Here is a 24469-nt window from a genome sequence, read left to right as displayed (position 1 = left end):
TTGACTGAGCGCAACAAAACTGTTCGACGATCGGGCGAAAATTACCGGTATGACCGTTTGTGCAATCACTGCGGGTTAGCGAAAGTCGCCACCCCAGGGCACCGTTCAGTCGGCGAAGACCTCGGCGATCACCTGGTTCGGCGTGGCCGAGTCGCCCCGTACCTGCGACCAGGCGCCACCGTCCGCGCTCCATTCCAGGTTGGCGAACCGGACGGTCTTCACCCCGTGGTCGTCGGCGTGCGACACGAGCCAGTGTGCGTACCGCCAGCCCGCCTGCACGTCCGTGGCCGGCACGGCCAGGCCGGTCAACTCCGCCGGTACCGACGTCTCCAGCCGGCCCCAGTCGAGCTTCAGGCCGGCGGTGAGGGCGGCGGCGGCCGCGTTCCCGCGCATCGCGGGCTCCCGGCCCACGGTGCAGGCCACCGCGCCGGTGGCGTTGCCCAGCAGGGCCCGGGTCAGCACGGTCGACTCGTCCGCCCACTGCTGGTACGCCCGGGGGAAGGCCGAGCGCTGCACCTTCTGCGCCGCGTCGGTGACCTCCATCCGCTCCCAGCCACGGACCTTGCGCAGCGCGTTGTAGAACTTGGTGGCGGAGTAACGGGGATCGCGGATCTGTTCCGGCGTACCCCAGCCCTGGCTCGGCCGTTGCTGGAAGAGCCCGATCGAGTCCCGATCGCCGCCGGCCAGGTTGCGCAACCGGGATTCCTGGAACGCGGTCGCCAGCGCCACCACCACGGCCCGCTCGGGCATCTTGCGCCGGATGCCGACGGCCGCGATCGTCGCCGCGTTGGCCATCTGTTCGGCGTTGAGGGCGACCCGACCGTCCGCCTCGACCACGCAGCCGCGCGCGGCCTGCGGCAGGGGCAGCTTGTGCCCGAACTCGCGGGCGCTCAGGTAGACGCCGAAACCGGCGACCGCTGCCAGCGCGACTCCCGCCGCCACCATCGCCCGAGTCCGCACCGCCACCCCCTGTCCGATAGTGCGCACAGCGTACGTCGGCTGGCCAAAATCTTCGGCACAGCAGGTTCAAAACGTCGTATCCGGTCCGGAATGTGCCGTCCCGACGCCCGGGACACTCAGCTCCCGGGTACCCATCGGGGAGGCCGTTTCTCACCGAACGCGGCGACGCCCTCCCGACCCTCCGCCGAGTGGAAGTACCGGGTCGACAGCTCGGTCAGCCCGGCCAGCCCGGTCCGGAAGTCCTGGGCCGGCGGACGCCGCAGCAGCTCCTTGGCGCCGGCCAGCGCGCCCGGCGCGCCCCGGACCAGGGCCAGGCAGTACGAGGCCACCGTCTCGTCGAGCGCCTCGGTCGTCGTCACCGTGGTGACCAGCCCGATCTCGGCCGCCCGGCGCCCGTCGAAGACGTCCCCGGTCAGGTAGAGCTCCGCGGCGGCCCGGGGTTGCAGCCGGGGAAGGACGGTCGAGGAGATGACCGCCGGAACCACCCCGAGGCGTACCTCGGTGAAGGCGAACGTCGCCTCCTGGGCGCAGATCGCGATGTCGGCCGCCGCGACCAGACCCACCCCACCGGCCCTGGCCGGCCCGCCGATCCGGGCCACCACCGGCTTCGGGCACTCCCAGATCGCCGCCAGCACGTCACCCAGCATCGCCACCGGCACGGCGCCGTTCCGGTACGCCGCCGCCGTCTCCTTCAGGTCGGCGCCCGAGCTGAAGACCGGTCCGGCGTGCGAGAGCACCACCACCCGGACGGTGTCGTCCGCCGCCGCCTCGGCCAGCCCGGCGAGCAACTGGGTCATCAGCGGGGTGGAGAGCGCGTTCCGGTTGTGCGGGCTGTCCAGGGTGAGAGTCGTCACTCCGTGCGTGGTCGACGCCCGGACGAGCGCATCGGGGGCTGAGGTCATGCCGGCACACTAGTCGCATGCCTGGTGTGCTCCCAGAGGGTGAACCCGTACCCGTCGACGGCTCGCTGCCCGACGCCGCCCGCGCCGCCGTGGGGGCGCGGGGCTTCGGCGTCTATGTCCACGTGCCGTTCTGCGCGAGCCGGTGCGGCTACTGCGACTTCAACACGTACACCCCGGGTGAACTCGGGGGAAGCACGGACCAAGACGGCTACGTCGACCAGGTCCTCGCCGAGCTGGCGCTGGCCGGTCGGGTGCTGGGGGACCGGCCACCGGCCCGGGTCGACACGGTCTTCGTCGGCGGCGGCACGCCCACCCTGCTGCCCGCCGACGACCTCGCCCGGATCCTGGACGGCATCGATCGGCTGTGGGGCCTGGCCGGCGACGTCGAGGTCACCACGGAGGCGAACCCGGAGTCGGTGACCCGGGAGTCGTTGAAGGAGCTGCGGGCCGCCGGCTACAACCGGATCTCCCTCGGCATGCAGTCGACCGCGGCCGGAGTGCTCGCGATCCTCGACCGCCGGCACACCGCCGGCCGTGCGCTCCAGGCCGTCGGGGAGGCCCGGGAGGTCGGGTTCGACCACGTCAACCTGGACCTGATCTACGGGACGCCGGGGGAGACCGCCGACGACTTCGCGGGGTCGCTGGCGGCGGTGATCGACGCCGGCGTCGACCACGTCAGCGCGTACGCCCTGATTGTGGAGGACGGCACCCGGTTGGCGGCCCGGATGCGGCGCGGCGAGCTGCCGTACCCGGACGACGACGTCGCGGCGGACCGTTACCTGGCCGCGGAGCAGGCGCTGTCCGGTGCGGGTTTCTCCTGGTACGAGGTGTCCAACTGGGCCCGGACGCCGGCCGCGCGGTGCCGGCACAACCTGCTCTACTGGGCCGGCGGGGACTGGTGGGGCCTCGGTCCGGGGGCGCACAGCCACGTCGGCGGGGTGCGCTGGTGGAACGTCAAGCACCCGGCGACGTACGCGGCCCGGCTCGGTGCGGGGACGTCCCCCGGTCAGGCCCGGGAGCTGCTGTCGGCGGTGGAGCAGCGGGTCGAGGACGTGATGCTGCGGCTGCGGTTGTCCGCCGGACTGCCGTTGACGGTCCTGGACGACCCGGGTCGGGCGGGTGCGGACCGGGCCCGCGACGCCGGACTGCTGGACGGGGCGGCGTACGACTCGGGGCAGGCCGTGCTCACCCTGCGCGGGCGACTGCTCGCCGACGCGGTCGTCCGGGACCTGCTGCCCTGACCTCGAGGGGCGGCGGGAGACCGGTCGCCCGGGCCCCCGCCAGCACGACGAGGATCTGGCTACTTGATCATATTGATCGACATCGGATACTTGTACAGCTCGCCGTTGACCGCCTTGAGCCCGGCGATGAGTCCGAAGATCGAGGCGATGAGCCATGCGGCAAGCACGACCAGGATGCCGATGAAGACGCAGATCAGGATGTAACCGACGATCGCGATGATCGACCAGAGGATATGGAAGTTGAGGGCCGCCAGCGCGTGGGCCCGAGCCGTCGGCGACTCCTTGCCGCGGACCAGCAACGCGATCAGTGGGGCGATCCAGCCACCCGCGCCACCGCCGACGAAGGCGCCGGCGGCGCCGCCGAAGTGGGCGACCAGGGACCAGGTCTTGTCGTCGCTGTTGGCGTAGCCGGCCGGAGCCGGGCCGCCGTACTGGCCACCGGGTGGCGGGTAACCGCCCTGCGGATAGCCGCCCTGCGGGTAACCACCCTGTGGGGGGTAACCACCCTGCGGGTAACCACCTTGTGGGGGGTAACCGTCCTGCGGGGGATAACCGTCCTGCGGGGGGTACGCACCGCCGCCGGAGGTCGGCGGAGGATATGCGCCACCGCCGGAGGTCGGCGGCTGAGCGCCCGGCGAGTACGGATCGTGTGGCGGACCACCCGGGCCGTAGTCTCCGGGAGGGCGAGGTGGTTCAGTCATGGGGCCACGGTAGGGGCCCGGATCAAGTGACGCCAGCCACGCCCACGATCGGATCTGGACAATAGCCGACCGTGCCTGTTAGGTCCGCCGGGGTAGGGTGTCCGGGCAAGCCTGTTGTCCGGGCTCAGGCAGCCCTTCCAAACGATCATCGCGTCCGGTACACCTTGGTCGTAGACTGGCACTCGCTACAGTCGAGTGCCAGGGAAACCGTGGCCCGACCGTCGTGGCCGCCCCGGCCGTATCGGTGCCGGGGCCGGGGCGTCGCAGGGAGGTGAGGATGGGTCTCGACGACCGCAAGCTCGACGTGCTGCGCGCGATCGTGGAGGACTACGTCGCCACCCAGGAACCGGTCGGCAGCAAGGCGCTGGTCGAGCGCCACCAGCTCGGAGTGTCCCCGGCCACCGTCCGCAACGACATGGCCGTGCTGGAGGAGGAGGGCTACATCCGGCAGCCGCACACCAGTGCCGGCCGGGTGCCCACCGACCGCGGCTACCGGCTCTTCGTGGACCGGCTCTCCCGGGTCAAGCCGCTCACCCCGGCCGAGCGCCGGGCGATCGAACGCTTCATGATCGGCGCGGTCGACCTCGACGACGTGGTGCACCGCACGGTGCGGCTGCTCGCCCAGTTGACCCGGCAGGTGGCCGTGGTGCAGTACCCGAGCCTGGCCCGGTCGTCGGTGCGGCATCTCGAACTCGTGCCGATCTCCACGACCCGGCTGATGCTCGTCATGATCGCCGACACCGGCCGGGTGGAGCAGCGCCTGGTCGAACTGCCGGCACCGATCAGCGCCGACGACGTGACGGACCTGCGCCGGCTGGTGAACGAGCGGCTCGGCGGCCAGAAGCTGGCCGAGACCCCGCCGCTGGTCCAGGCCCTGATCGACGAGGTGGCGCCGGGCCTGTCCCCGGCGATGACCACCCTCGCCACCGTGCTGATGGAGACCCTGGTCGAGCGGCACGAGGAGCGGATCGCCCTGGCCGGCACCGCCAACCTGGCCCGTGGCGGGCTGCTCGACTTCCAGGGTTCGCTGCGACCGATCCTCGAGGCGCTGGAGGAGGAGGTCATCCTGCTCAAGCTGATCGGTGAGGTCGAACCGAACACACTCCAGGTCCGTATCGGCGACGAGAACGAGATAGACAATCTCCGGGCCACCTCGGTGGTCAGCACCGGATACGGTCCGGGGGCGACCATCCTCGGCGGCCTCGGCGTGCTGGGCCCGACCCGGATGGACTACCCGGGCACCATCGCCACGGTGCGGGCCGTGGCACGCTACGTCGGCGACGTTCTGGCACAGAACTGACCCCAAAGCTCACCTGAGACGACCGGCGGACGGTAACGCGAGACAGACATGAGGACACGGAACGCAGTGGCCAAGGACTACTACGGGATTCTCGGCGTCAGCCGGGACGCCTCCGACGACGAGATCAAGCGTGCCTACCGGAAGTTGGCGCGGCAGTACCACCCGGACGTGAATCCGGATCCGGAGGCACACGAGAAGTTCAAGGACATCAACGCCGCGTACGAGGTCCTCTCCGACGACCAGAAGCGGCAGATTGTCGATCTTGGTGGGGACCCGCTCGCTCCGGGCGGCGGCCCCGGCGCGGGCCCGGGGGGCGCCGGCGGACCGTTCGTCGGCTTCCAGGACATCATGGACGCGTTCTTCGGAGCCGCTGGTGGCTCTCGGGGACCGCGACCCCGTACCCGGCCCGGTGCCGACGCCATCCTGCGGCTCGAACTGGACCTGCCGGAGACGGCGTTCGGGGTCGAGGCACCGATCGCGGTGGACACCGCCGTGCTCTGCACCACCTGCTCCGGCGCCGGTACGGCGGCGGGCACCCACCTCGCCACCTGCGAGGCGTGCGGCGGGCGGGGCGAGGTGCAGTCGGTGCAGCGCACCTTCCTCGGCCAGGTCGTCTCGTCCCGGCCGTGCACCGTCTGCCAGGGCTACGGCACGGTCGTCCCGCACCCCTGCCCCACCTGCGCCGGTGACGGCCGGGTGCGTACCCGGCGTTCGCTGACCGTCAAGATCCCGGCCGGGGTCGAGGACGGCATGCGGATCCGGCTGGCCCAGCAGGGCGAGGTCGGCCCCGGTGGCGGCACCGCCGGAGACCTGTACGTCGAGATCCACGAGCGACCGCACGACGTCTACTCCCGCAAGGGCGACGACCTGCACTGCCGGGTGACGGTGCCGATGACGGCGGCGGCGCTGGGCACCCGACTGACCATCAAGACGCTGGACAGCGACGAGCCGGTCGACGTCAAGCCGGGGACCCAGCCGGGCTCGACGCTGCGGCTGCGGGCCCGGGGCGTACCGCACCTGCGCGGTACCGGCCGGGGTGACCTCTACGTCCACCTCGACGTCCGGACGCCCACGAAACTCGACGCCGACCAGGAACGGATGCTGCGGGACTTCGCCAAGACCCGGGGCGAGGAGGTCGCCGAGCTGAGCAAGCAGGGCGGCTTCTTCTCCCGGATGCGCGACGCCTTCAACGGCCACGCCTGACGACAGCGGCCGGACCGGCCCGCCGACCGTGACCGGACGACCAGTCCGGCCGGCGGGCCGGTTCGCGTCGGGGCCACTTCCCGGGTACGGCCACGCCCCGGTGAGCTAACCTGCTCGCCGTGAGTGCGCCGTTGTTCCTGGTCGAGTCGCTACCCTCCGATGACGTCGTCACCCTCGACGGCCCGGAGGGGCACCACGCGGCGACCGTACAACGACTGCGTACCGGCGAGGAACTGCTGCTCGCCGACGGGCGCGGCGGCACGGCCACCGCCGTCGTCACCGCCGTCGGCCGGGGCACCCTGACGGCCTCCGTCACCACCCGGCGGTACGTCGAGCCGCCCGACCCGAGGCTCGTCGTCGTACAGGGCATCGCCAAGGGCGATCGGGGCGAGCTGGCCGTACAGGCGATGACCGAGGTCGGGGCGGACGAGATCGTGCCCTGGGCGGCCGAGCGCTCCGTCGCGCAGTGGCGGGGCGACCGGGGCGGCCGGGCGCGTGAGCGGTGGGTGACGACCGCCCGGGAGGCGGCCAAGCAGGCCCGCCGGCCCTGGCTGCCGGTGGTCTCCGGAACCGCGGCGGCACCGGACGAGTCGACCCGACTGGTCGCGGCACGGATCACCGGGGCGGCGGCTGGCTTCGTCCTGCACGAGGAGGCGGAACCCCGACTTGCCACAGTGGACCTGCCGACGACCGGCGGGATCGTGCTGGTGGTCGGCCCCGAGGGTGGCGTGTCGCCCACCGAACTGGAGACGCTGACCTCGGCCGGGGCGGTGCCGGTACGGCTCGGCACCGAGGTGTTGCGGACCTCGACCGCCGGAGTCGCCGCGCTCGCCGTACTCTCGGCCCGCCTCGGCCGGTGGTGAGGCTCGGGCCACCGGTCGACGCACCGCCCTCCCCGAGCCGGAATCAGAGGTCGAGTTCGGCGGTCAGCCGGAGGTCGGCGAGGCTGCGGGCCGCCTCGACCCGGTAGCTCCCGGTTCTGGTCAGCCAGCCGTCCGCCGTCCAGACCTGCGCGGTGCGCGCCGGCAGGGTCACCCGGACGGTCACCGACTCGCCGGGAGCCGCCTCGACAGCGGCGAAGCCGGCGAGCCAGCGGACCGGTCGGTCCGGCTCGGCGACGCGCGGGCCGACGTACACCTGCACCACCTCGCGGCCGACCCGGTCGCCGGTGTTCCGGACCGTGACCACCGCGACCGGCCCGTCCGGTCCGGTCTCGACGGTCAGCGACCGGTAGTCCCAGTCGGTGTAGCCGAGCCCGTGTCCGAACGGGAACAGCGGTTCGGCCTGCCAGCCGCGATAGCCGACGAAGATCCCGTCGGAGTAGTCGAGCACCCCGTCCGTCGGAGTGGTGTCCAGCGCCGGGCAGTCCTCCGGCCGGCGCGGCCAGGTGGTGGGCAGCCGTCCGCCCGGCTCGGCCCGACCGAGCAGTACGTCGGCGAGCGCCGTGCCCGCCTCCTGACCGGGAAACCAGGTGAGCAGGATCGCCGCGACCTCGTCGGCCCAGGGCATCAGTACCGGGGAGCCGGCGTTCACCACCACGACCGTCCGGGGATTGGCCGCCGCGACCCGGAACACCAGCTCGTCCTGCCGGCCGGGCAGGGCCAGCGACGTCCGGTCGAACCCCTCCGACTCCACCTCCTCGGTGGTGCCGACCACGACCACCGCCACGTCGGCGCCGGCCGCCACCCGGACCGCCTCGTCGAGCAGCGCCGCCTCGGCCGCTCCGGAGCTGTCCGGTGCCGTCGTGGCCGGGCCGGAGGCCGTCGTGGTCGCGTCTGGCCTGGTCACCTCCGGTGCGGGGCCGGCGGCGTCGACCGGGCCCGGAACCGGGCCGCGATGGCCGAGCGTGAACGAGACGTACCCGACAAGGCCGTCGACCACCCGCCGGGTGAGCCGTACCTCGACCGCCTCGCCGGCGCGTACCGGGACGTCGAAGCGGCGCTCGACCGGGGAGCGGAATACCGCGTCGGGCTCCTCCGCCTCGTCGAAGAGCGGGCCGTCGAAGAGTTCGACGCCGTCCAGGGCGAGGGTGAACAGCCCGAAGCCGTCGATGGCGAGTTGGTGCGTGCCACCGGCCATCGGGGTGTACCGGGCGGAGATTTCGATGCTGGCCAGCTCGGCCGGCCGGACCCCGTCCGGCAGGTCGCCCATCCAGCGCACCGTGGCCCGGTCCAACTCCGCCCGGTAGAGCACCCGGCCGTCGTCGGCCCGCAGGGTCGCGGTGATCGGCGTCCACTGCACGCCGCCGGCGGCCGGCAGCCGGAGCCGGGGGTCGGCGCCGACCGCGTACCCGATCTCGACGTCGGGGAGGGCGGCGGACAGGCCGGCGAGCGGCGAAATCGCGTGCGGCGGCGCGACGAGCGCGCTGCCGCCACCCTGGATCCGGGCGTCGTCGGCGAGCGCGCCGAGCACCGCGACCCGGCGTAGCCGGCCGGCGTCCAACGGCAGCAGGTCGTCGGCGTTGCGGGCCAGCACGAACGAGCGGGTCGCCACCTCGTGGGCGACGGCGGCGCCGTCTCCGGCGGTGGGCCGGTCGGACGGATCCACCGCCGGGGGTACGCCGTCGAGCAGCCCCAACCGGCCCGCGAGCCGGAGTACCCGCCGTACCTTGTCGTCGACGACCGCCTCGTCGACGGTGCCGTCGCGGACGGCGGCGACCAGTGCCGCGCCCCACGGATCGCCGGCGGCCGGCATCACCACGTCGAGCCCGCCGTTGGCCGTCGCCGCGGTGCTCCGGGCCGCCGTCCAGTCGGAGACGACGACCCCGTCGAAGCCCCACTCGTCCTTGAGCAGGTCCCGCAGCAGCCCGCCGTGCTCGGTCATGGTGCTGCCGTTGACCCCGTTGTACGCCGCCATCACCGCCCAGGCCCCGGCGGCGACGATCCGCTCGAACGGAACGAGGTAGATCTCCCGGAGCGCCCGCTCGGAGACCCGTACGTCGACGGTGAACCGGTCGGTCTCCGAGTCGTTGGCCACGAAGTGCTTGACGGTGGCACCCACACCCAGGTCCTGGACGCCGGTCAGGTAGCCCACGCCGATCTCGGCGGTGAGCAGCGGGTCCTCGGAGTAGCACTCGAAGTGCCGTCCGCCCAGCGGGCTGCGGTGCAGGTTGACGGTGGGGGCGAGGAGCAGGTGGATGCCCTTGCGGCGGCACTGCGCGCCGAGCAGCCGACCGGCGCGGCGGGCCAGCCCGGGATCCCAGGTGGCGGCGAGCGCGGTGGGGCTGGGCAGCGCGATCGACGGATCGTCCGGAGTCCAGCGGACCCCGCGTATCCCGATCGGACCGTCCGACATCACCAGCGAGTCGAGGCCGATCTCCGCGATCGCCGGCAGGGTCCAGAAGTCCTGGCCGGAGAGCAGCCGTACCTTGGCCTCCAGGTCGAGTGTGGCCAGTGCCCGTTCGTACACCGCCTCGTCCCGACCGACGGCCCTGCCGTCCCCGTCGAGCACCGTCTCGTTCCGCCGACCGACCGTCATCCCGCACCTCCGCTGGCCCAGATATCGATCATCCTGCCAGCCGGAGCCGCCCGGCGTTATCCGTCGGACCCGAACCGAACCGCCTGGCGGGTTCAGGTACGCAGGTAGGAGGCGCCGTTCAGGTCGACGATGGTGCCCGAGGCCCACTCCGCCTCGGGCGAGGCCAACCAGTGCACGGCGGCGGCGATCTCCTCGGGCCGGGCGACCCGGTTGAACGGGCTCTGCGCCCGGATCGCGTCGCCCCGGGCTGCCTTGAGGTGCTCGTTGGTCATGTCGGTCTCCACGAAGCCGGGCGCGACCGTGGCCACCGCGATGCCGTACGGGGCGAGGGCGACCGCGAGCGACTGACCGAGCGAGTTCAGTCCGGCCTTGCTGGCGCCGTACGCCGGCTGGCTCGGCTCGCCCCGGAAGGCGCCCCGGGACGAGACGTTGACGATCCGCCCGCCCCGGTCCCGCAGGTGCCGGGCGGCGCACCAGATCGTGTTGGCCACGCCGAACAGGTTGACGTCGATCGTCCGGCGCCACTGCTGCTGCCACTGCTCGTAGGACGTGTCGAAGACCGGGTGCGCGTCGTCCAGCGGACCGAACGTCCCGGCGTTGTTCACCAGTACGTCGAGCCCGCCGAGCCGGGCGGCCGCGTCGTCGACCATGGCCTGTACGGCGGCCGGGTCGGCCAGGTCGGCCTGGACCACGATGTGCCCCTCGCCGGGCAGTGCCGTGGCGAGCTGCCCGGCCAGCGGCGCTGAGTCGCGGTGGTGCACCGCGACCCGGTCTCCGCTCTCGGCGAACGCCATCGCCACCGCACGCCCGATCCCTCGGGACGCCCCCGTCACCAGTACCGCTCGTCCAGTCATCCGATCATGATGCCGGGGCCCGCCGAAGATCCGGCACCCACCCCTCGCCGGCCGACCCGCCCGGAACTCGGTGCTCCGGTCCGGCGGAAGTCGGGGACCCGGCGCAGCGGAGATCGGCGGACCCGGCCCGGCCGTAGATCGGCGGACCCGGCCGGCCGTAGATCGGCGGGACCCGGCCGGCCGTAGATCGGCGGGACCCGGCCGGCCGTAGATCGGCGGGACCCGGCCGGCCGTAGATCGGCGGGACCCGGCCGGCCGTAGATCGGCGGGACCCGGCCCGGCCGGCCGTAGATCGGCGGACCCGGCCCGGCCGGCCGGCGATCCGGCCCGGCGCACCCTACGATTCCGGGGATGGAAATCGACTGCCTCTTCTGCCGGATCGTCGCGGGCCAGATTCCCGCCACCGTGGTCCGGGAGACCGACACCACGCTCGCCTTCCGCGACATCAGCCCGCAGGCGGTGGTGCACGTGCTGGTGATCCCGAAGGAGCACTACGCGGACGTGGCGACGCTGACCCAGGCCGATCCCGCGCTGGCCGGCGACGTCCTCGGCACCGCGGCGGTGGTGGCCGAGACCGAGGGGCTGCTCGCCGACGGCTTCCGGCTGATCTTCAACACCGGCTCGTTCGGCGGCCAGGAGGTCTTCCACGCGCACGCCCACGTGCTCGGCGGCGAGCCGCTGGGTCCGATGCGCGCCCGCTGAGCCCACCCGCCCCGCCACCACCTCGATGACCAGGCGATATCATCGGCGATCTTGGTGAGGGGGCAGATGTGACCGAGGTGGGTCGACAGTTCGGGCGGATGGTCCGGCAGGCGCAGGTGGAGTCGCGGATACCGGCGGTCTCCGTCGCGCTGCACCGTGCCGACCGTGCGCCGTGGACCTGCACGGTGGGGTCCACCGGCAGCGCGGCACCGCTGGACGAGCGGACGACGTTCCGGATCGGTTCGGTCACCAAGACCTTCACCGCCGTACTCGTGCTGCAGTGCCGCGACGAGGGCCTGCTCGACCTGGACGACCCGATCGGGGCGCACCTCGACGTGCCCGAGCACGGCGAACTGACCGTACGCCGGCTGCTGTCGCACACCTCCGGCGTGCAGCGCGAGCCGTACGGCGACATCTGGGACACCCTGCACACCCCGCGACTCGAGGAGTTCCTCGCCGACCTGGCCCGGGCCGAGCGGGTGCTGCCACCGGCCCGGCGGTTCCACTACTCCAACCTGGGTGCGGCGCTGCTCGGCCAGGCCGTCGCGCGGATCCGGGGCGGAACCTGGGCCGAGGTGCTCGCCGACCGGGTACTCGGCCCACTCGGGCTCGCCGACACCAGCCTCGCCCCGGGACCGGAGTCGGCGACCGGGTTCCTGGTGGACCCGTACTCCGACCACGCCCGGCCGGAGCCGAACACCGACCTCGGCGCGCTCGGGCCGGCGGCACAGCTCTGGAGCACCGCCTCCGACATGGCGCGCTGGGCGGCCTTCCTGGCCGACCCGGCGGCACTGGACCCGGCCGGCGCGGTGCTCCGGCCGGCCACCCTCGACGAGATGCGCTGGCCGCTGACGGTCACCGACGAGGTGCTCTGGGGCGCCGGCTTCGGACTCGGCCTGATCCTGGTGCCCCAGGGTGACCGGTCCGGCGGTTCCCGGTCGGTCGCCGGTGAGCGGGTGCTGCACGTCGGCCACGACGGCGCCATGCCCGGCTTCCTGGCCAGCGTCTACGGCCGGCGCGGCGGTGCCGGTACGCCCGGCGCGATGGGCTGTGCGGTGCTCGGCTCCTCCGGCACCGGGGTCGCGGTGAACGAACTGTCGCACCAACTGCTCGCCGCCTCGGCCCGGGACGACCCCGCCGACATCGAACCCTGGACCCCCGGCGAGCCCGCCCCCGAGGCGTACCGGGGACTGCTCGGCCGCTGGTGGGGCGAGGGCTTCGAATACGTCTTCTCCTGGCGCGACGGCACCCTCCAGGCCCGCGGCGCCGCCGACCCCGCCGGCAAGCCCCCAGCGATCTTCGAACCCCTCCCGGACCGCCCCGACATTCTCCGCACGATCTCCGGCCGCGAAACCGGCGAACTCCTCCGCCTCACCCGCGACGAGGAACACGGCAACGTGATCAAGATGCACTGGGCGACCTACCGCTTCACCCGCTCCCAGGAGACCTTCGGATGAAAGGAAGGGCCCCTTCTTATCGCTTTTTGTATAAGAAGGGGCCCTTCCTAACCGCCGGGCGGAAATGGGCAGCGTGCCGTCGGCGTTGAACGGATACGATGACTGCAACGTCAGCACGTCGCGCCACCAGGCGCGGCGCCGAGATCGGAAGCAGGTGGCACAGGGCCTCGGGCCCGACCCATGACCGGTACCCCACCCCCCGGGGGGCAGCAGTCCCGGGTGCAGACCAGGATCACGGTTCCTGACCCCAAGATCATGGTTAATCTGCTCGGCGCGGGCGACGAGATCCTGCGACTGATCGAGCGGTCGATCACCAGTGACGTGCATGTCCGGGGCAACGAGGTGACCCTTACCGGTGCCCCCGGGGACAACGCGTTCGCCGAGCGGCTCTTCACCGAGCTGCTTGAGTTGATCGAGAAGGGCGAGACGCTGACCACCGACGCTGTCCGGCGTACCCTGGGCATGATCGAACAGGGCACCACCGAGCGTCCGGCCGAGGTGCTGACGCTCAACATCCTCTCCCGGCGCGGGCGGACGATCCGGCCCAAGACGCTGGGCCAGAAGCGGTACGTGGACGCGATCGACGGCAAGACGATCGTCTTCGGCATCGGGCCCGCCGGTACCGGCAAGACGTACCTGGCGATGGCCAAGGCCGTGCAGGCGCTCCAGGCCAAGCAGGTCAACCGGATCATCCTGACCCGGCCGGCGGTCGAGGCCGGCGAGCGGCTCGGCTTCCTGCCCGGCACCCTGCACGAGAAGATCGACCCGTACCTGCGCCCGCTCTACGACGCGCTGCACGACATGCTCGACCCCGACTCGATCCCGAAGCTGATGGCCGCCGGGACGATCGAGGTCGCACCGCTGGCCTACATGCGGGGCCGCACCCTCAACGACGCGTTCATCATCCTCGACGAGGCGCAGAACACCACGCCCGAGCAGATGAAGATGTTCCTCACCCGGCTGGGCTTCGGCTCCAAGATCGTGGTGACCGGTGACATCACCCAGGTCGACCTGCCCGGCGGAACGAGCAGCGGTCTGCGCGTGGTACGCGACATCCTGGAGGGCGTGGAGGACGTGCACTTCGCCCAGCTCTCCAGCTCCGACGTCGTGCGCCACCGGTTGGTCAGTGACATCGTGGACGCGTACGCCCGTTGGGACGCCGAGCACGAGGCCCAGCAGGCCCAGGGCGTGCACGCCGTACCGGGCCGTACCGCCCACGGCGGCCGTGCCGGCCGTCGCCGCTAAGTGCATCAGGGGAACCAGTTGTCCATCGAGATCGCCAACGAGTCGGGTACCACCGTCGACACCGACGCGGTGCTCGCCGTCGCCCGGCACGCCCTCGACGAGATGGGTGTGAACTCACTCGCCGAGCTGTCGGTGCTCCTCGTCGACGTCGAGTACATGACCGAGCTGAACCACCGCTGGATGGGTGGGGACGGCCCCACCGACGTACTCGCCTTTCCCATGGACGAGGGCAGCGTCGACCACGGGCCGGGCGAGGTGAACGGCGGTGAGCCGGCGCTGCTCGGCGACATCGTGCTCTGCCCGGAGGTCGCCGCCAAGCAGGCCGCGGCCGCCGGGCACTCGTCCGACGACGAGCTGCACCTGCTGACCGTGCACGGCGTACTGCACCTGCTCGGGTACGACCACGCGGAGCCGGAGGAGGAGCGGGAGATGTTCGCGTTACAGGCCCGGCTCCTGGACAGCTGGCGCGCGACGCGGGCCCAGTGATGCCTGGTCACTTAGCGGCGCTGCCCGCGTCCCTGGCGTCCGCCGGTGCGCCCGGCGGCCTACCCGATCTTCAGTTGCTGTTCTTCGCCGCCGGGCTGGTGGTGCTCGCCGGGATCTTCGCGATGGCCGACGCCGCGCTCGGCGCGGTCTCGCCGGCCCAGGCCGGTGAACTGGCCCGGGACGGCGTACGCGGGGCACGTACCCTGCAGATCGTCGCGACCGACGCGGTCCGGCACATCAACCTGCTGCTGTTGCTGCGGCTGCTCTGCGAGCTGACCGCGACCGTCCTGGTCGCCCTGGTCGCGGTAGACACCTTCGGCGCGGGCTGGACCGCCGCCCTGGTCACCGCGGGCGCGATGACGGTGGTCAGCTTCGTGGTCGTCGGGGTGGCACCCCGGACCATCGGCCGGCAGCACGCCTACACCGTCGGCCGGGTCACCGCGCCACTGGTCCGCTGGTTCGGCCGGGTGCTGAACCCGCTCGCCTCGCTGCTCATCCTGATCGGCAACGCGGTGACGCCGGGCCGTGGCTTCCGGGAGGGCCCGTTCGCCACCCAGGTCGAGCTGCGGGAGCTGGTCGACCTGGCCGAGCAGCGCGGCGTGGTCGAGCACGGCGAACGGCAGATGATCCACTCGGTCTTCGCCCTCGGTGACACCATCGTCCGCGAGGTGATGGTGCCGCGTACCGAGATGGTCTGGATCGAGGCACACAAGAAGCTGCCCCAGGCGCTGCTGCTCTTCCTCCGTTCCGGCTTCTCCCGGATCCCGGTGATCGGGGAGAGCGTGGACGACGTGCTCGGGGTGCTCTACCTCAAGGACGTGATCCGGCAGACCCAGGGCGGCGACCCCAACGCCGCCGACGACCGGGCGGTCTCCGACGTCATGCGCAGCGCCACGTTCGTGCCCGAGTCCAAGCCGGTCGACGATCTGCTCTCCGAGATGCAGGCGGCCCGTACCCACATGGTGGTCGTCGTCGACGAGTACGGCGGCACCGGTGGATTGGTCACCATCGAGGACATCCTGGAGGAGATCGTCGGCGAGATCACCGACGAGTACGACGTCGAGCGCCCGCCCGTGGAACGGCTCGACGACGGCGAGGTCCGGGTGACCGCCCGACTGCCGGTCGAGACCCTCGGCGAGCTGTTCGACGTCGAACTCCCCGCCGACGAGGTGGAGACCGTCGGCGGGCTGCTCGCCCAGGCGCTGGGCCGGGTGCCGATCCCCGGCGCGGCGGCGGACGTCGGTGGGCTGCACCTGATCGCGGAGGGCACCACCGGCCGGCGCAACCACATCGACTCCGTACTGGTCCGCCGGGTCACCGAGGCGGACGACCGGGACCGCCCGACCCGTACCGACCCCGAACTTCGGGGCACACCGTCAACTCGGGAGCAGCACTCCCGGTCTGAGGAGAGGCAACCCGCCGATGCCTGAGTCGTCCCCCGTACCGGCCGCACCGATGGGGCGTCATGCTCCGTCGGCGACGGTCGACCTGACCGCCGAGGACGCCAAACTGGTGATCCTGGCCCGAGGCGCCCGGGGCCGGATCGGCGCGGTCGAGGGAGCGGCGGTGCGAGATCAGGACGGCCGGACGTACGCCGCCGCCAGCGTTTCGCTGCCGTCGCTGACCATCACCGCGTTGCAGCTCGCGGTCGCCTCGGCGGTCGCCGCCGGGGCCACCCGGCTGGAGGCCGGCGCGGTGGTGACCGAGGCGTCGACGCTCGACGGGGCCGGCCACGCCGCCGTACGGGACCTGGCGGCCGACGCGCCGATCCACGTCGCCGCCCCGGACGGCACCCTGCTCGGCACGGTGCTGGAGTGACGATGAGCCAGGTCGCCGGCTACCGGGCGGGCTTCGCCTGCTTCGTCGGGCGTCCCAACGCCGGCAAGTCGACGCTGACCAACGCCATCGTCGGCCAGAAGATCGCCATCACCTCCAGTAAGCCGCAGACGACCCGGCACGTGATCCGCGCGGTGCTGCACCGGCCGGAGTCGCAGCTTGTCCTGGTGGACACGCCGGGCCTGCACCGCCCGCGTACGCTGCTCGGCGAGCGCCTGAACGACCTGGTCCGGCAGACCTGGAGCGAGGTCGACGTGATCGGGCTCTGCATCCCGGCCGACGAGCCGATCGGGCGGGGCGACCGGTTCATCACCGGCGAGTTGGCCGAGCTGAAGCCGACGGTGCTGGCCGTGGTGACCAAGGCCGATCTGGTGGACAAGAAGCGGCTGGCCGAGCAACTCCTCGCGGCCACCGAACTCGGCGAGTTCGCCGAGGTGGTCCCGGTCAGCGCGGTCTCCGGGTACCAGGTGGAGACCCTGGTCGACGTGATGACGAAGTACCTGCCCGCGTCGCCACAGCTCTATCCCGACGACATGGTCACCGACGAACCCGAGCAGATCCTGGTCGCCGAGCTGATCCGGGAGGCGGCGCTGGAGGGGGTCCGGGACGAGCTGCCGCACTCCATCGCGGTGGTCGTGGAGGAGATGAATCTCGAGGGCCGGCTGATGAAGATCTACGCCGACGTCTACGTGGAGCGCTCCAGCCAGAAGGCGATCGTGATCGGGGCCAGGGCCAGCCGGCTCAAGGACGTCGGCACCCGGGCCCGGCAGCAGATCGAGGAACTCCTCGGTACCCGGGTCTACCTCGACCTGCACGTGCGGGTGGCCAAGGACTGGCAGCGGGATCCGAAGCAGCTCCGCAAACTCGGCTTCTGAGCCGTCCTCCGGCCCGACCACTGGGCGCCCAGCCGCCTCGGGCGTCTCCGGCCGCCGACCGTTCCGTACGGCCGGCCGCCGGGGGCGTACCCGGGCGCGTACCCCAGGGGTGAAATGCCTGGTGAGCCGCGTGCCGGCGATTCAGTGGTCGCCGGAGTGACGGCGATTTGCCGCAATTTTGCGAGACGTTCACCCGCGAGGATCCCGTAGAGCGGTTCCGCGGGCGGTCGTGAGGGGTAGGAAGGCTTCCGGAAGCTCCCCTCCGGCACAGATGCAGGCTGATGCGAAACCGGTACTTTGATCTGCTCCGATTCCTTGCGATCGTCCGAGTCGTCGTCTATCACGTCACCGGCTGGGCCTTTCTGACCCTGGCGTTCCCCGCCATGTCGGTGATGTTCGCGCTCGCCGGGTCGTTGATGGCCGCCTCCTGCGACCGCTGGGGCACGGCGGCGATCGGGCGCCGACTGCGCCGCCTGCTGCCGTCGCTGTGGCTGGTGGCGGCACTCTTCGTACCGGCGATGCTGCTCACCGGGCTGCCGGTGTCCTGGCGGCTGCTGTTCTGGGTGGTGCCGCTGGCCGATCCACCGGTCAACGCCTGGGGCGCGCTGGCGCTGAGCGTGATCTGGTATCTGCGCGACTACCTGTGGTTCGTGCTCGTCTCGCCGCTGGCCCGCCGGCTGTTCCGTCGCTGGCCCCTGCCCACCCTGCTGGCGCCGTACCTGCTGCTTTTTGTCGTCGAACTCGGCTACCCGGGCGCACCGGCGGTGCTCCGGGACTTCGGGCTCTACTTCGGGGCCTGGCTGCTCGGGTTCGCCCATCACGACGGGATGCTGCGGCGGCTGTCCCGGCGGCTGCTGGTGTCGCTCGTCGTCGCGGTGGGCGCCGCCGGAGCCGCCTGGATCTTCACCCATCCGGGGCCACGCGGTTACGACCTCAACGACATCCGGATCGGCAACGCCCTCTGGTCCGCCGCCTTCGTGCTCCTGGTGTTCGGGCTGGCGCCCGCGGCCGCCGCCTGGGTCGACCGGCGCGCGCCGGTCGGCCGCGCGGTGACCGTACTGAACAGCCGGGCCCTGACCGTCTACCTCTGGCACATGCCCTTCGTGATCGCCCTCGACCCGCTGCTGTCCGGAGTCGGCCTGCGGCACTCCAGTACGGCCGGCCTGCTGGCCCGGTTGGCCGGCGTCGCAGTGCTGGTGACGATCGCGGTCATGGCGTTCGGCTGGGTCGAGGACCTGGCGGCCCGGCGACGACCCTGCCTGCTTCCCGGCGGGGCCGTGCCGGTCCAGGGTACGACGCCCGCGGTCGTCCCGCCCCGAACCGTTCCGGTCGATGCCACGGCGGCGGGAGTGCGGGCACCGGCCCGGCCGGTCGGCACCGCACCCGCCCCGCAGATCCGTTTCGTGGCACAACGTACGCCGATCTCGGCGTCGGGCGCCGCGCCACCCGTCCCGCGTCAGCGGGGGAGCGGGAGGGTGTCGTCGAAGGCGACCGGCAGCGTCAGCTCCGCTGGATGCTGATGTCGCCGCTGCCGGTCCGCGCGTCGAGCGTGGCGGTCGCGGTGGCGACGTTCGGCACCGCGAGGTTGGTCGAACCCGACTCGGCGGTCGCCCGTACCTGGTAGTCGCCGGTGGGCACGATCAGCTCGACGGATCCGCTCGACGCGTGGGCCTGGATCGATGCCACGGCGGTGAGGCTCAGCGTGATGTTGCCGGATCCCGTTTCCGCCTGCACCTTTGCGGGGCCCAGGTCGCGGCCCTCGATCGAGCCGGAGTCGGCCCGCGCGGAAACCTCTCCCCGTACCCGGCTGAGGCTGATGTCGCCGGAGCCGGTCTGGGCCCGTACCTTGCCACTCGCGTCGGTCACGTTGATCTCGCCGGAGCCCACCTCGAGGTCGACCTCCGACACCGCGGTCAGCGAGACGTCGCCGGAGCCGTGCGTGCCGCGTACCGCCACCCCCTCGGGGGCGAGGACCTCGTACGACACCCCGCAGTTCCGACCGCAGTCGGTGTCCAGATGCAGCTTCGTGCCGTCGATCCGATAGGTGGCCCCGGTCGGCTCGTCGCCACGGTACTGCACCACCCGCTTGATCCGGACGTTCGTCACCGCTCCGGTCCGTACCTCCACGTCGCCGGAGCCAGGGGCGATCTCGATCTCGGTGACCTTGACGTCTTCGGTGCGGTCGAAGGTGAGTCTCTGCTCCGCCAGGCCGTTGCAGGCGGAGAGGGAGATCAGGGCGATCAGGGCGGCCGCACCCGCCATGGCGGAGTGGGTGACGGTCCGGGAAAGCAGCATGCCGAAAGGCTATGCCGGTGCGGACCGGCCAGGTATCCGGGCGCCCCACCGACTGACCCCCGAACCGACCCTGAGGCCGGCTCAGGGTCGGAACTCGGGGTCGACCGCGCGGACCGGGCCGACCGCGCCGGCCGCGCCGGTCGGCCAGCAGGCAACAATGGGCAGATGCCCGGGTACCGCCGACAGCTCTACCGCGACGACGCGGTGGTGCTGCGTGTGCAGAAGCTCGGCGAGTCCGACCGGATCATCACCCTGCTCACCCGGCGGCACGGCCGGCTCCGGGCGGTCGCCCGGGGGGTACGCCGGACCATGTCGCGGTTCGGGGCCCGACTGGAGCCGTTCGGCCACGTCGACCTCCAACTCGCCGGTGACCCGAAGGGTGAGCATGGCAGCTCCCTGCACACCGTCAGCCAGGTCGAGGCGATCCAGTTGTACGGCAAGGGGCTGGTCACCGACTATCCCCGCTACACCGCCGCCAGCGCGATCGCGGAGACGGCGGAACGGCTCACTCCGGTGGAGCGCGAGCCGTCGCTGCGGCTGTTCCAACTCACCCTGGGCGGACTGCGGGCACTCGCGGACGGGGAGCACGCCAGCACGCTGGTGCTGGACGCGTACCTGCTGCGTGGGATGACGCTGGCCGGCTGGGCGCCCGCACTGGTCGCCTGTGCCGTCTGCGGGACGCCGGGGCGGCACGGCGCGTTCTCCGTACCGGCCGGGGGGTGTGTCTGCCCGGACTGCCGGCCACCCGGCGCGGCCCATCCGGCCCCGGCCACCCTCGACCTGATGGCCGCGCTCGTCTCCGGCGACTGGCGGGTCGCGGACGGCGCCGACCCGCCGCACCGCCGGGAGTGCAGTGGGCTGGTGGCGGCGCACCTGCAATGGCATCTGGAGCGGGGGTTACGCTCGTTGCCGCTGGTCGACAGGGGTTCGGTCGGCGAGCGTGCGGAGCGGGCACGACACGTCCCGCAGCCGGGCGCGACGGACGTAGCGAAGGAAGCGCAGTGATCCGATCGATGACCAGGGGAGATCGCCGGCCGCCGACGCCGCCGACGCCGCACCCGTCCGGGGCCCGGCCCCCCGCGTTGCCCGCCGAGGCGTTGCCCCGGCACGTGGCCGTGGTGATGGACGGCAACGGCCGGTGGGCCAAGGAGCGGGGACTCCCCCGGACCAAGGGGCATGAGCAGGGCGAATACTCCCTGTTCGACACCATCGAGGGAGCCATCGAACTCGGCATCCCGTACCTGTCGGCGTACGCCTTCTCGACCGAGAACTGGCGGCGTTCGCCGGACGAGGTGCGCTTCCTGATGGGCTTCAACCGGGACGTCATCCGGCGGCGTCGGAACCAGTTGGTGGACCTCGGGGTCCGGGTCGTCTGGTCCGGTCGTACCGGCCGGCTCTGGAAGAGCGTGATCTCCGAGTTGCAGACGGCCGAGGAGATGTCCCGGGGCAACTCGACGTTGACCCTTCAGTTCTGCGTCAACTACGGCGGCCAGGCCGAGATCGCCGACGCCGCCGCCGCGATCGCCCGGGACGTCGCCGCCGGCAAGGTGAATCCGGACAAGGTCAACGAGAAGATGATTTCGCGTTACCTGTACCACCCGGAGGTGCCGGCGGTCGACATGTTCCTCCGGCCGTCGGGGGAGCAGCGCATCTCCAACTTCCTGCTCTGGCAGAGCGCGTACGCCGAGCTGATCTATCTGGACACCCTCTGGCCGGACTTCGACCGCCGGCACCTCTGGTACGCCTGCGAGCTGTACGCCCAGCGCGACCGGCGATTCGGCGGAGCCCTGCCCAACCCGGTCGCGCCGGAGCCGTCGAAGCACTGACCGGCGGCAGCCGATGATCCGCTGACGGCTCACGGCTCACGGCTCACGGCTCACGGCTCACGGCTCACGGCTCCACGGCTCCACGGCTCACGGCTGACGGTCCCCGCTCCCCGCTCGCCGACCGGTCCGCGATAAATCGGATGCGCCCGGTCGGTGGGTGGGGCTATGGTGGACGGCATGCGGTACTGATTCCCCTTCATTCGCGCCGACCCGCCCGCCGCCGTGCGGGGTGGGTGTGAGCGCTCCGGGCGTCCGTACCTTCCCGCCTTCTCGGCGACACCTCTGGTGACCGGACTCCCGGTGATCCCTTTTCCCAGCGCGCCACTGCCGCTGCGAAAGCAGGGCGCCCCCACCAGGAGGAGACACCGTATGCCTGCCAAGCGAAAGTCCCGCAGCACCGACAGGTCCGCCGCCAAGTCCAGCGGAGCCGGTGTTCCGGTCCGGGTAGAACGCCAGGATGTCGAGGCGGTCGAGTTGGCCGCGCCGGTCGTGCTGCCCGGCGACGACGGCGGGGCGGACCACCAGCCGTCCGCGCCGAAGGCCGGTCCCGTACGCCGGGGTGCCGGCCAGTTCAGCGGGGTGGGTCGGGGTCGCGGCGCCTCCGCGTCCCGCCAGTACGCCTTCCGGCGTAGCTGAGTCTCGATCCCCGCCGACCTCGGCCCGCCCGGATACCCGAGCAGATATTCAGCTCCGGTGGGGGTGGCTACCCGCCGCCTCCGCCGGAGCCGCACGCCAAGTCCTCTTGGGACGCTCCGGTGGCGGGCGCGTGTATCGCGCGGATCTGCGGTCCCGGCCGGAACGCCGGATCGTCGCGGCGGTACGGGAACTGGCGGAATCCGGGGTACGGGCCCGGATCGGAGCGGTACCGGTCGGCGCCGGCCCGGTGCACAGTCAGCTCCCGGAGACCGACCCGGCGGCCACCCGGTTCGGGGCGACCGGGGATCCGGAGCCGCTCGTGGTCGCCACGGACGGCTCGGCTCACCTGCTCGTCCGAACACCGCGCACCGATGTCCGGGACGAGCCGCGCGAGTGGGTCCGACAGCTGGTCGCGCCGGAGGTGGCCGCTCCCCAGGGTGTCGGCGGGGCAGGTCCAGTGTGATACTTACCCCGCTTTTCGATGACGGGGTAGCTGGACTGCGGGGCAGTGGGGGCGAATCGGAATGACGGGCGACGTCGCGGGGGCGCAGCCGCTCCGGTCCAGTGATCCGCGGCAACTCGGCCCGTGTGAGCTGATCGGACGGTTGGGCGAGGGCGGCATGGGCACCGTCTACCTGGCACGCCTGGCCACCACCGGCCGGATGGTCGCGGTCAAGGTGATCCGCCCCGACCTGGCGCACGACCCCGAGTTCCGCCGACGTTTCCGGGGCGAGGTCAAGCGTGCCCGACAGGTACCGCCGTTCTGCACGGCGGAAGTCCTCGACGCCGACCCCGACCACGATCCGCCCTACCTGATCGCCGAGTACGTCGACGGCCCAAGCCTGTCCAGCGTCGTGGCGGAGCGGGGCCCGCTCACCTCGGGAAACCTGCACGGGCTGGCGGTCGGGATGGCGACCGCGTTGACCGCGATCCACGGTGCCGGGGTGATCCACCGCGATCTCAAGCCGAGCAACGTGCTGTTGCCGCCCGGCAGCCCGAAGGTGATCGACTTCGGCATTGCCCGGGCTGTGGCCGGCACCGGCGCCGGCACCCGGACCGATCAGGTGATCGGGACCGTCGCCTACATGGCACCGGAGCGGTTCGAGTCGGCGACCAAGGGCGTACTCACCCCGGCCGCGGACGTCTTCGCCTGGGGTGCGGTGGTGGCCTACGCCGGCACCGGACGGACCCCGTTCGCCGCCGAGACACCGGCGGCGACCGCCGTACGGATCCTCACCCAGGAACCTGACCTCGGCGTACTGGCCGGCCCGTTGCGGGAACTGGTCGAGCAGGCGCTGGCCAAGGACCCGGGTCAGCGGCCGACCTCGCGGGAGCTGCTGGACCGGTTGCTGGGCGGCGGGCCGGGTCGATCGGGTGCGGTGGCCTCCGCGCTCGCCGGCCAACCCGATCTGCTGGCGGCGGCCGAGCAGGCACAGGCCGTCACCGATCAGCGACCATTGGCCGAGACGGCGCTGGGCACCGACCCGGTGCCGGAGAACGACCCGGACGCCACCACCCGGTGGGGCAGTCCCGGCGTAGGTGCCGGTGTTCCGGTGGCGGCCGGTGCGGCGTCGCCGGTCCGTACCACCGCCCCGGCGGCTTCGGGCCCGTCGGCGGGATCCCCGGCCCAGCCGGGACAGCGTGCCGCGCGGCGCCGGCCCAGCCGGGTGTCCGCCGTCGTGCTGGCCGTCATCCTCCTGGCCAGCGGCGGTCTCTGGGCCGGTTACGCCAGCGGGGTGCTGCCGTTCGAGGCGTCGGGGAACGCGCAGCCGAATGGTTCACCGAGCCTGCCGGCCGGTGCTGGCGGGACTCCACCGGCGACCTCGACATCGACCGGAGGGACACCGGCGTCGACCGGTCAGCCAGACGGGACGCCGTGGGCCGGCAAGGCCGTCGTGACCGACCCGCTCACCGCCGCGTCGCTGTGGCGGCCGAGGACCGACGACGACCATGAGGTCAGCTGCGGATTCGACGACGGCCTGGTGGTGACGAAGCGCAGCGCGGGCCCGTACCGGTGTCCGGGGCCGCAGGACATCTGGCCCGACGTCCGGGTGGAGGTCGAGGTCACGCTGACCGAACCGGACACCTGCGCAGCGATCTGGTTCCGGTTCACCGATCGGGCCGGCGGTCACGCCCTGCGGATCTGTCCGGACGGCTACTACCTGGTGGCACATGGGGTCGACGCGACGACTCCGGCCGGCAGCTTCCGGTTCGAGCCGGGGCGTGGGTTGACTGCCCGTACCCCGGTCCGGGTCGGCATCGTCGCGCACGGTGAACAGCTCAGCTTCTACCGGGACGGGCAGCGGATCGGCCAGGCACGCGACGCCCAGCCGGTTGCCGGACGGGTGGTCCTGGGGGTCTTCCCCGACCGGCCCGACGACTCTGGAAAGGTGTTGTACCAGGTCACCTTCCGGAACATCACCATCGAAGAGCCGGCCTGACGCGTCGGGCGTCGAGTGGCCGGCGGCCCGTC

23 protein-coding genes are annotated in these 24469 nt (G+C 72.2%); 17 read left to right on the top strand and 6 right to left on the bottom strand.

What is annotated here, in order from left to right; translation table 11 throughout:
- Positions 1-105 precede the first annotated feature (105 nt).
- Positions 106-966: a hypothetical protein gene (locus H4W31_RS42150; protein WP_192771702.1), complete on the bottom strand. Its 861-nt coding sequence runs from the start codon at positions 964-966 to the stop codon at positions 106-108.
- A 110-nt stretch (positions 967-1076) separates the two neighbouring features.
- Positions 1077-1862 (bottom strand): enoyl-CoA hydratase-related protein, encoded by a 786-nt coding sequence (locus tag H4W31_RS42145; protein WP_192771701.1) that lies wholly within the window; start codon positions 1860-1862, stop codon positions 1077-1079.
- Positions 1863-1879: 17 nt separating this feature from the next.
- Here H4W31_RS42145 and hemW point away from each other — a divergent pair, with 17 nt between their 5' ends.
- A complete protein-coding gene (hemW, locus tag H4W31_RS42140; protein ID WP_192771700.1) occupies positions 1880-3103 on the top strand; it encodes a radical SAM family heme chaperone HemW in 1224 nt (407 codons plus the stop codon).
- 59 nt (positions 3104-3162) lie between these two features.
- Here hemW and H4W31_RS42135 read toward each other — a convergent pair whose 3' ends face one another.
- Positions 3163-3804, bottom strand: coding sequence for a DUF4870 domain-containing protein (locus H4W31_RS42135; protein ID WP_192771699.1), 642 nt, complete (start codon positions 3802-3804; stop codon positions 3163-3165).
- Between the two features lie 277 nt (positions 3805-4081).
- On the opposite strand from H4W31_RS42135, the gene hrcA reads away from it, so the two are divergent.
- The 3 genes from hrcA (at position 4082) to H4W31_RS42120 (ending at position 7170) form a co-directional block, all read left to right on the top strand.
- Positions 4082-5104 carry a heat-inducible transcriptional repressor HrcA gene (gene hrcA / locus H4W31_RS42130; RefSeq protein ID WP_192771698.1) on the top strand — a complete coding sequence of 341 codons (1023 nt, stop codon included), beginning with the start codon at positions 4082-4084 and terminating at the stop codon, positions 5102-5104.
- A gap of 66 nt (positions 5105-5170) precedes the next feature.
- Entirely contained in the window at positions 5171-6307 is a 1137-nt protein-coding gene (dnaJ, locus tag H4W31_RS42125) for a molecular chaperone DnaJ (RefSeq protein WP_192772814.1), read from the top strand.
- A gap of 119 nt (positions 6308-6426) precedes the next feature.
- Positions 6427-7170: a 16S rRNA (uracil(1498)-N(3))-methyltransferase gene (locus H4W31_RS42120; protein WP_192771697.1), complete on the top strand. Its 744-nt coding sequence runs from the start codon at positions 6427-6429 to the stop codon at positions 7168-7170.
- Between the two features lie 43 nt (positions 7171-7213).
- Here H4W31_RS42120 and H4W31_RS42115 read toward each other — a convergent pair whose 3' ends face one another.
- Both H4W31_RS42115 and H4W31_RS42110 read right to left on the bottom strand, forming a co-directional pair.
- Positions 7214-9784, bottom strand: coding sequence for a beta-glucosidase family protein (locus H4W31_RS42115; RefSeq protein ID WP_192771696.1), 2571 nt, complete (start codon positions 9782-9784; stop codon positions 7214-7216).
- 92 nt (positions 9785-9876) lie between these two features.
- Positions 9877-10638, bottom strand: coding sequence for an SDR family NAD(P)-dependent oxidoreductase (locus H4W31_RS42110; RefSeq protein ID WP_192771695.1), 762 nt, complete (start codon positions 10636-10638; stop codon positions 9877-9879).
- A gap of 351 nt (positions 10639-10989) precedes the next feature.
- Between H4W31_RS42110 and H4W31_RS42105 the strand changes: the two genes are divergently transcribed.
- The 8 genes from H4W31_RS42105 (at position 10990) to H4W31_RS42070 (ending at position 18759) form a co-directional block, all read left to right on the top strand.
- A complete protein-coding gene (locus H4W31_RS42105) occupies positions 10990-11340 on the top strand; it encodes a histidine triad nucleotide-binding protein (protein ID WP_192771694.1) in 351 nt (116 codons plus the stop codon).
- A 98-nt stretch (positions 11341-11438) separates the two neighbouring features.
- Entirely contained in the window at positions 11439-12797 is a 1359-nt protein-coding gene (locus H4W31_RS42100) for a serine hydrolase domain-containing protein (protein WP_225947816.1), read from the top strand.
- A gap of 180 nt (positions 12798-12977) precedes the next feature.
- On the top strand, positions 12978-14042 hold the full coding sequence (locus H4W31_RS42095; protein ID WP_192771692.1) for a PhoH family protein: 1065 nt from the start codon (positions 12978-12980) through the stop codon (positions 14040-14042).
- 18 nt (positions 14043-14060) lie between these two features.
- Complete coding sequence (gene ybeY, locus H4W31_RS42090; protein WP_192771691.1) at positions 14061-14528, top strand: rRNA maturation RNase YbeY; 468 nt, start codon at positions 14061-14063, stop codon at positions 14526-14528.
- Positions 14528-15958 carry a hemolysin family protein gene (locus H4W31_RS42085; protein WP_192771690.1) on the top strand — a complete coding sequence of 477 codons (1431 nt, stop codon included), beginning with the start codon at positions 14528-14530 and terminating at the stop codon, positions 15956-15958. Before ybeY ends, H4W31_RS42085 begins: the two co-directional genes overlap by 1 nt.
- Complete coding sequence (locus H4W31_RS42080; protein ID WP_192771689.1) at positions 15951-16346, top strand: cytidine deaminase; 396 nt, start codon at positions 15951-15953, stop codon at positions 16344-16346. Before H4W31_RS42085 ends, H4W31_RS42080 begins: the two co-directional genes overlap by 8 nt.
- 2 nt (positions 16347-16348) lie before the next feature.
- Entirely contained in the window at positions 16349-17239 is an 891-nt protein-coding gene (gene era / locus H4W31_RS42075) for a GTPase Era (protein WP_192771688.1), read from the top strand.
- Between the two features lie 281 nt (positions 17240-17520).
- The gene (locus H4W31_RS42070; protein ID WP_192771687.1) at positions 17521-18759 is read left to right on the top strand and encodes an acyltransferase family protein; all 1239 of its coding nucleotides are present in this window, start codon (positions 17521-17523) and stop codon (positions 18757-18759) included.
- Here the strand turns inward: H4W31_RS42070 and H4W31_RS42065 are convergent.
- On the bottom strand, positions 18740-19534 hold the full coding sequence (locus H4W31_RS42065) for a DUF4097 family beta strand repeat-containing protein (protein WP_225945954.1): 795 nt from the start codon (positions 19532-19534) through the stop codon (positions 18740-18742). The genes H4W31_RS42070 and H4W31_RS42065 overlap by 20 nt on opposite strands.
- A gap of 165 nt (positions 19535-19699) precedes the next feature.
- Here H4W31_RS42065 and recO point away from each other — a divergent pair, with 165 nt between their 5' ends.
- The 5 genes from recO (at position 19700) to H4W31_RS42040 (ending at position 24437) form a co-directional block, all read left to right on the top strand.
- Complete coding sequence (gene recO / locus H4W31_RS42060) at positions 19700-20539, top strand: DNA repair protein RecO (RefSeq protein ID WP_192771686.1); 840 nt, start codon at positions 19700-19702, stop codon at positions 20537-20539.
- Between the two features lie 8 nt (positions 20540-20547).
- On the top strand, positions 20548-21360 hold the full coding sequence (locus tag H4W31_RS42055; RefSeq protein WP_192771685.1) for an isoprenyl transferase: 813 nt from the start codon (positions 20548-20550) through the stop codon (positions 21358-21360).
- Positions 21361-21729: 369 nt separating this feature from the next.
- The gene (locus H4W31_RS42050) at positions 21730-21996 is read left to right on the top strand and encodes a hypothetical protein (protein WP_192771684.1); all 267 of its coding nucleotides are present in this window, start codon (positions 21730-21732) and stop codon (positions 21994-21996) included.
- 130 nt (positions 21997-22126) lie between these two features.
- Positions 22127-22459, top strand: a complete 333-nt coding sequence (locus tag H4W31_RS42045) for a hypothetical protein (protein WP_192771683.1) — start codon at positions 22127-22129, stop codon at positions 22457-22459.
- Between the two features lie 61 nt (positions 22460-22520).
- On the top strand, positions 22521-24437 hold the full coding sequence (locus H4W31_RS42040; protein ID WP_192771682.1) for a serine/threonine protein kinase: 1917 nt from the start codon (positions 22521-22523) through the stop codon (positions 24435-24437).
- Positions 24438-24469: the final 32 nt, after the last annotated feature.

The organism is Plantactinospora soyae, from assembly GCF_014874095.1.
In the GTDB taxonomy this organism is placed as follows: Bacteria; Actinomycetota; Actinomycetes; order Mycobacteriales; family Micromonosporaceae; genus Plantactinospora; species Plantactinospora soyae.
Note: the sequence above shows the minus strand (reverse complement) of the source record. Positions and strands in the feature narration are given on the sequence as shown.

Coding starts and splice junctions, on each gene's coding strand:
- H4W31_RS42145 (WP_192771701.1), bottom strand. CDS start 1,862: ATGACCTCAGCCCCCGATGCGCTCGTCCGGGCGTCGACCACGCACGGA.
- hemW (WP_192771700.1), top strand. CDS start 1,880: ATGCCTGGTGTGCTCCCAGAGGGTGAACCCGTACCCGTCGACGGCTCG.
- H4W31_RS42135 (WP_192771699.1), bottom strand. CDS start 3,804: ATGACTGAACCACCTCGCCCTCCCGGAGACTACGGCCCGGGTGGTCCG.
- hrcA (WP_192771698.1), top strand. CDS start 4,082: ATGGGTCTCGACGACCGCAAGCTCGACGTGCTGCGCGCGATCGTGGAG.
- H4W31_RS42115 (WP_192771696.1), bottom strand. CDS start 9,784: ATGACGGTCGGTCGGCGGAACGAGACGGTGCTCGACGGGGACGGCAGG.
- H4W31_RS42110 (WP_192771695.1), bottom strand. CDS start 10,638: ATGACTGGACGAGCGGTACTGGTGACGGGGGCGTCCCGAGGGATCGGG.
- H4W31_RS42105 (WP_192771694.1), top strand. CDS start 10,990: ATGGAAATCGACTGCCTCTTCTGCCGGATCGTCGCGGGCCAGATTCCC.
- H4W31_RS42100 (WP_225947816.1), top strand. CDS start 11,439: ATGGTCCGGCAGGCGCAGGTGGAGTCGCGGATACCGGCGGTCTCCGTC.
- H4W31_RS42095 (WP_192771692.1), top strand. CDS start 12,978: ATGACCGGTACCCCACCCCCCGGGGGGCAGCAGTCCCGGGTGCAGACC.
- H4W31_RS42085 (WP_192771690.1), top strand. CDS start 14,528: ATGCCTGGTCACTTAGCGGCGCTGCCCGCGTCCCTGGCGTCCGCCGGT.
- H4W31_RS42080 (WP_192771689.1), top strand. CDS start 15,951: ATGCCTGAGTCGTCCCCCGTACCGGCCGCACCGATGGGGCGTCATGCT.
- era (WP_192771688.1), top strand. CDS start 16,349: ATGAGCCAGGTCGCCGGCTACCGGGCGGGCTTCGCCTGCTTCGTCGGG.
- H4W31_RS42070 (WP_192771687.1), top strand. CDS start 17,521: ATGCGAAACCGGTACTTTGATCTGCTCCGATTCCTTGCGATCGTCCGA.
- H4W31_RS42065 (WP_225945954.1), bottom strand. CDS start 19,534: ATGCTGCTTTCCCGGACCGTCACCCACTCCGCCATGGCGGGTGCGGCC.
- recO (WP_192771686.1), top strand. CDS start 19,700: ATGCCCGGGTACCGCCGACAGCTCTACCGCGACGACGCGGTGGTGCTG.
- H4W31_RS42055 (WP_192771685.1), top strand. CDS start 20,548: ATGACCAGGGGAGATCGCCGGCCGCCGACGCCGCCGACGCCGCACCCG.
- H4W31_RS42050 (WP_192771684.1), top strand. CDS start 21,730: ATGCCTGCCAAGCGAAAGTCCCGCAGCACCGACAGGTCCGCCGCCAAG.
- H4W31_RS42040 (WP_192771682.1), top strand. CDS start 22,521: ATGACGGGCGACGTCGCGGGGGCGCAGCCGCTCCGGTCCAGTGATCCG.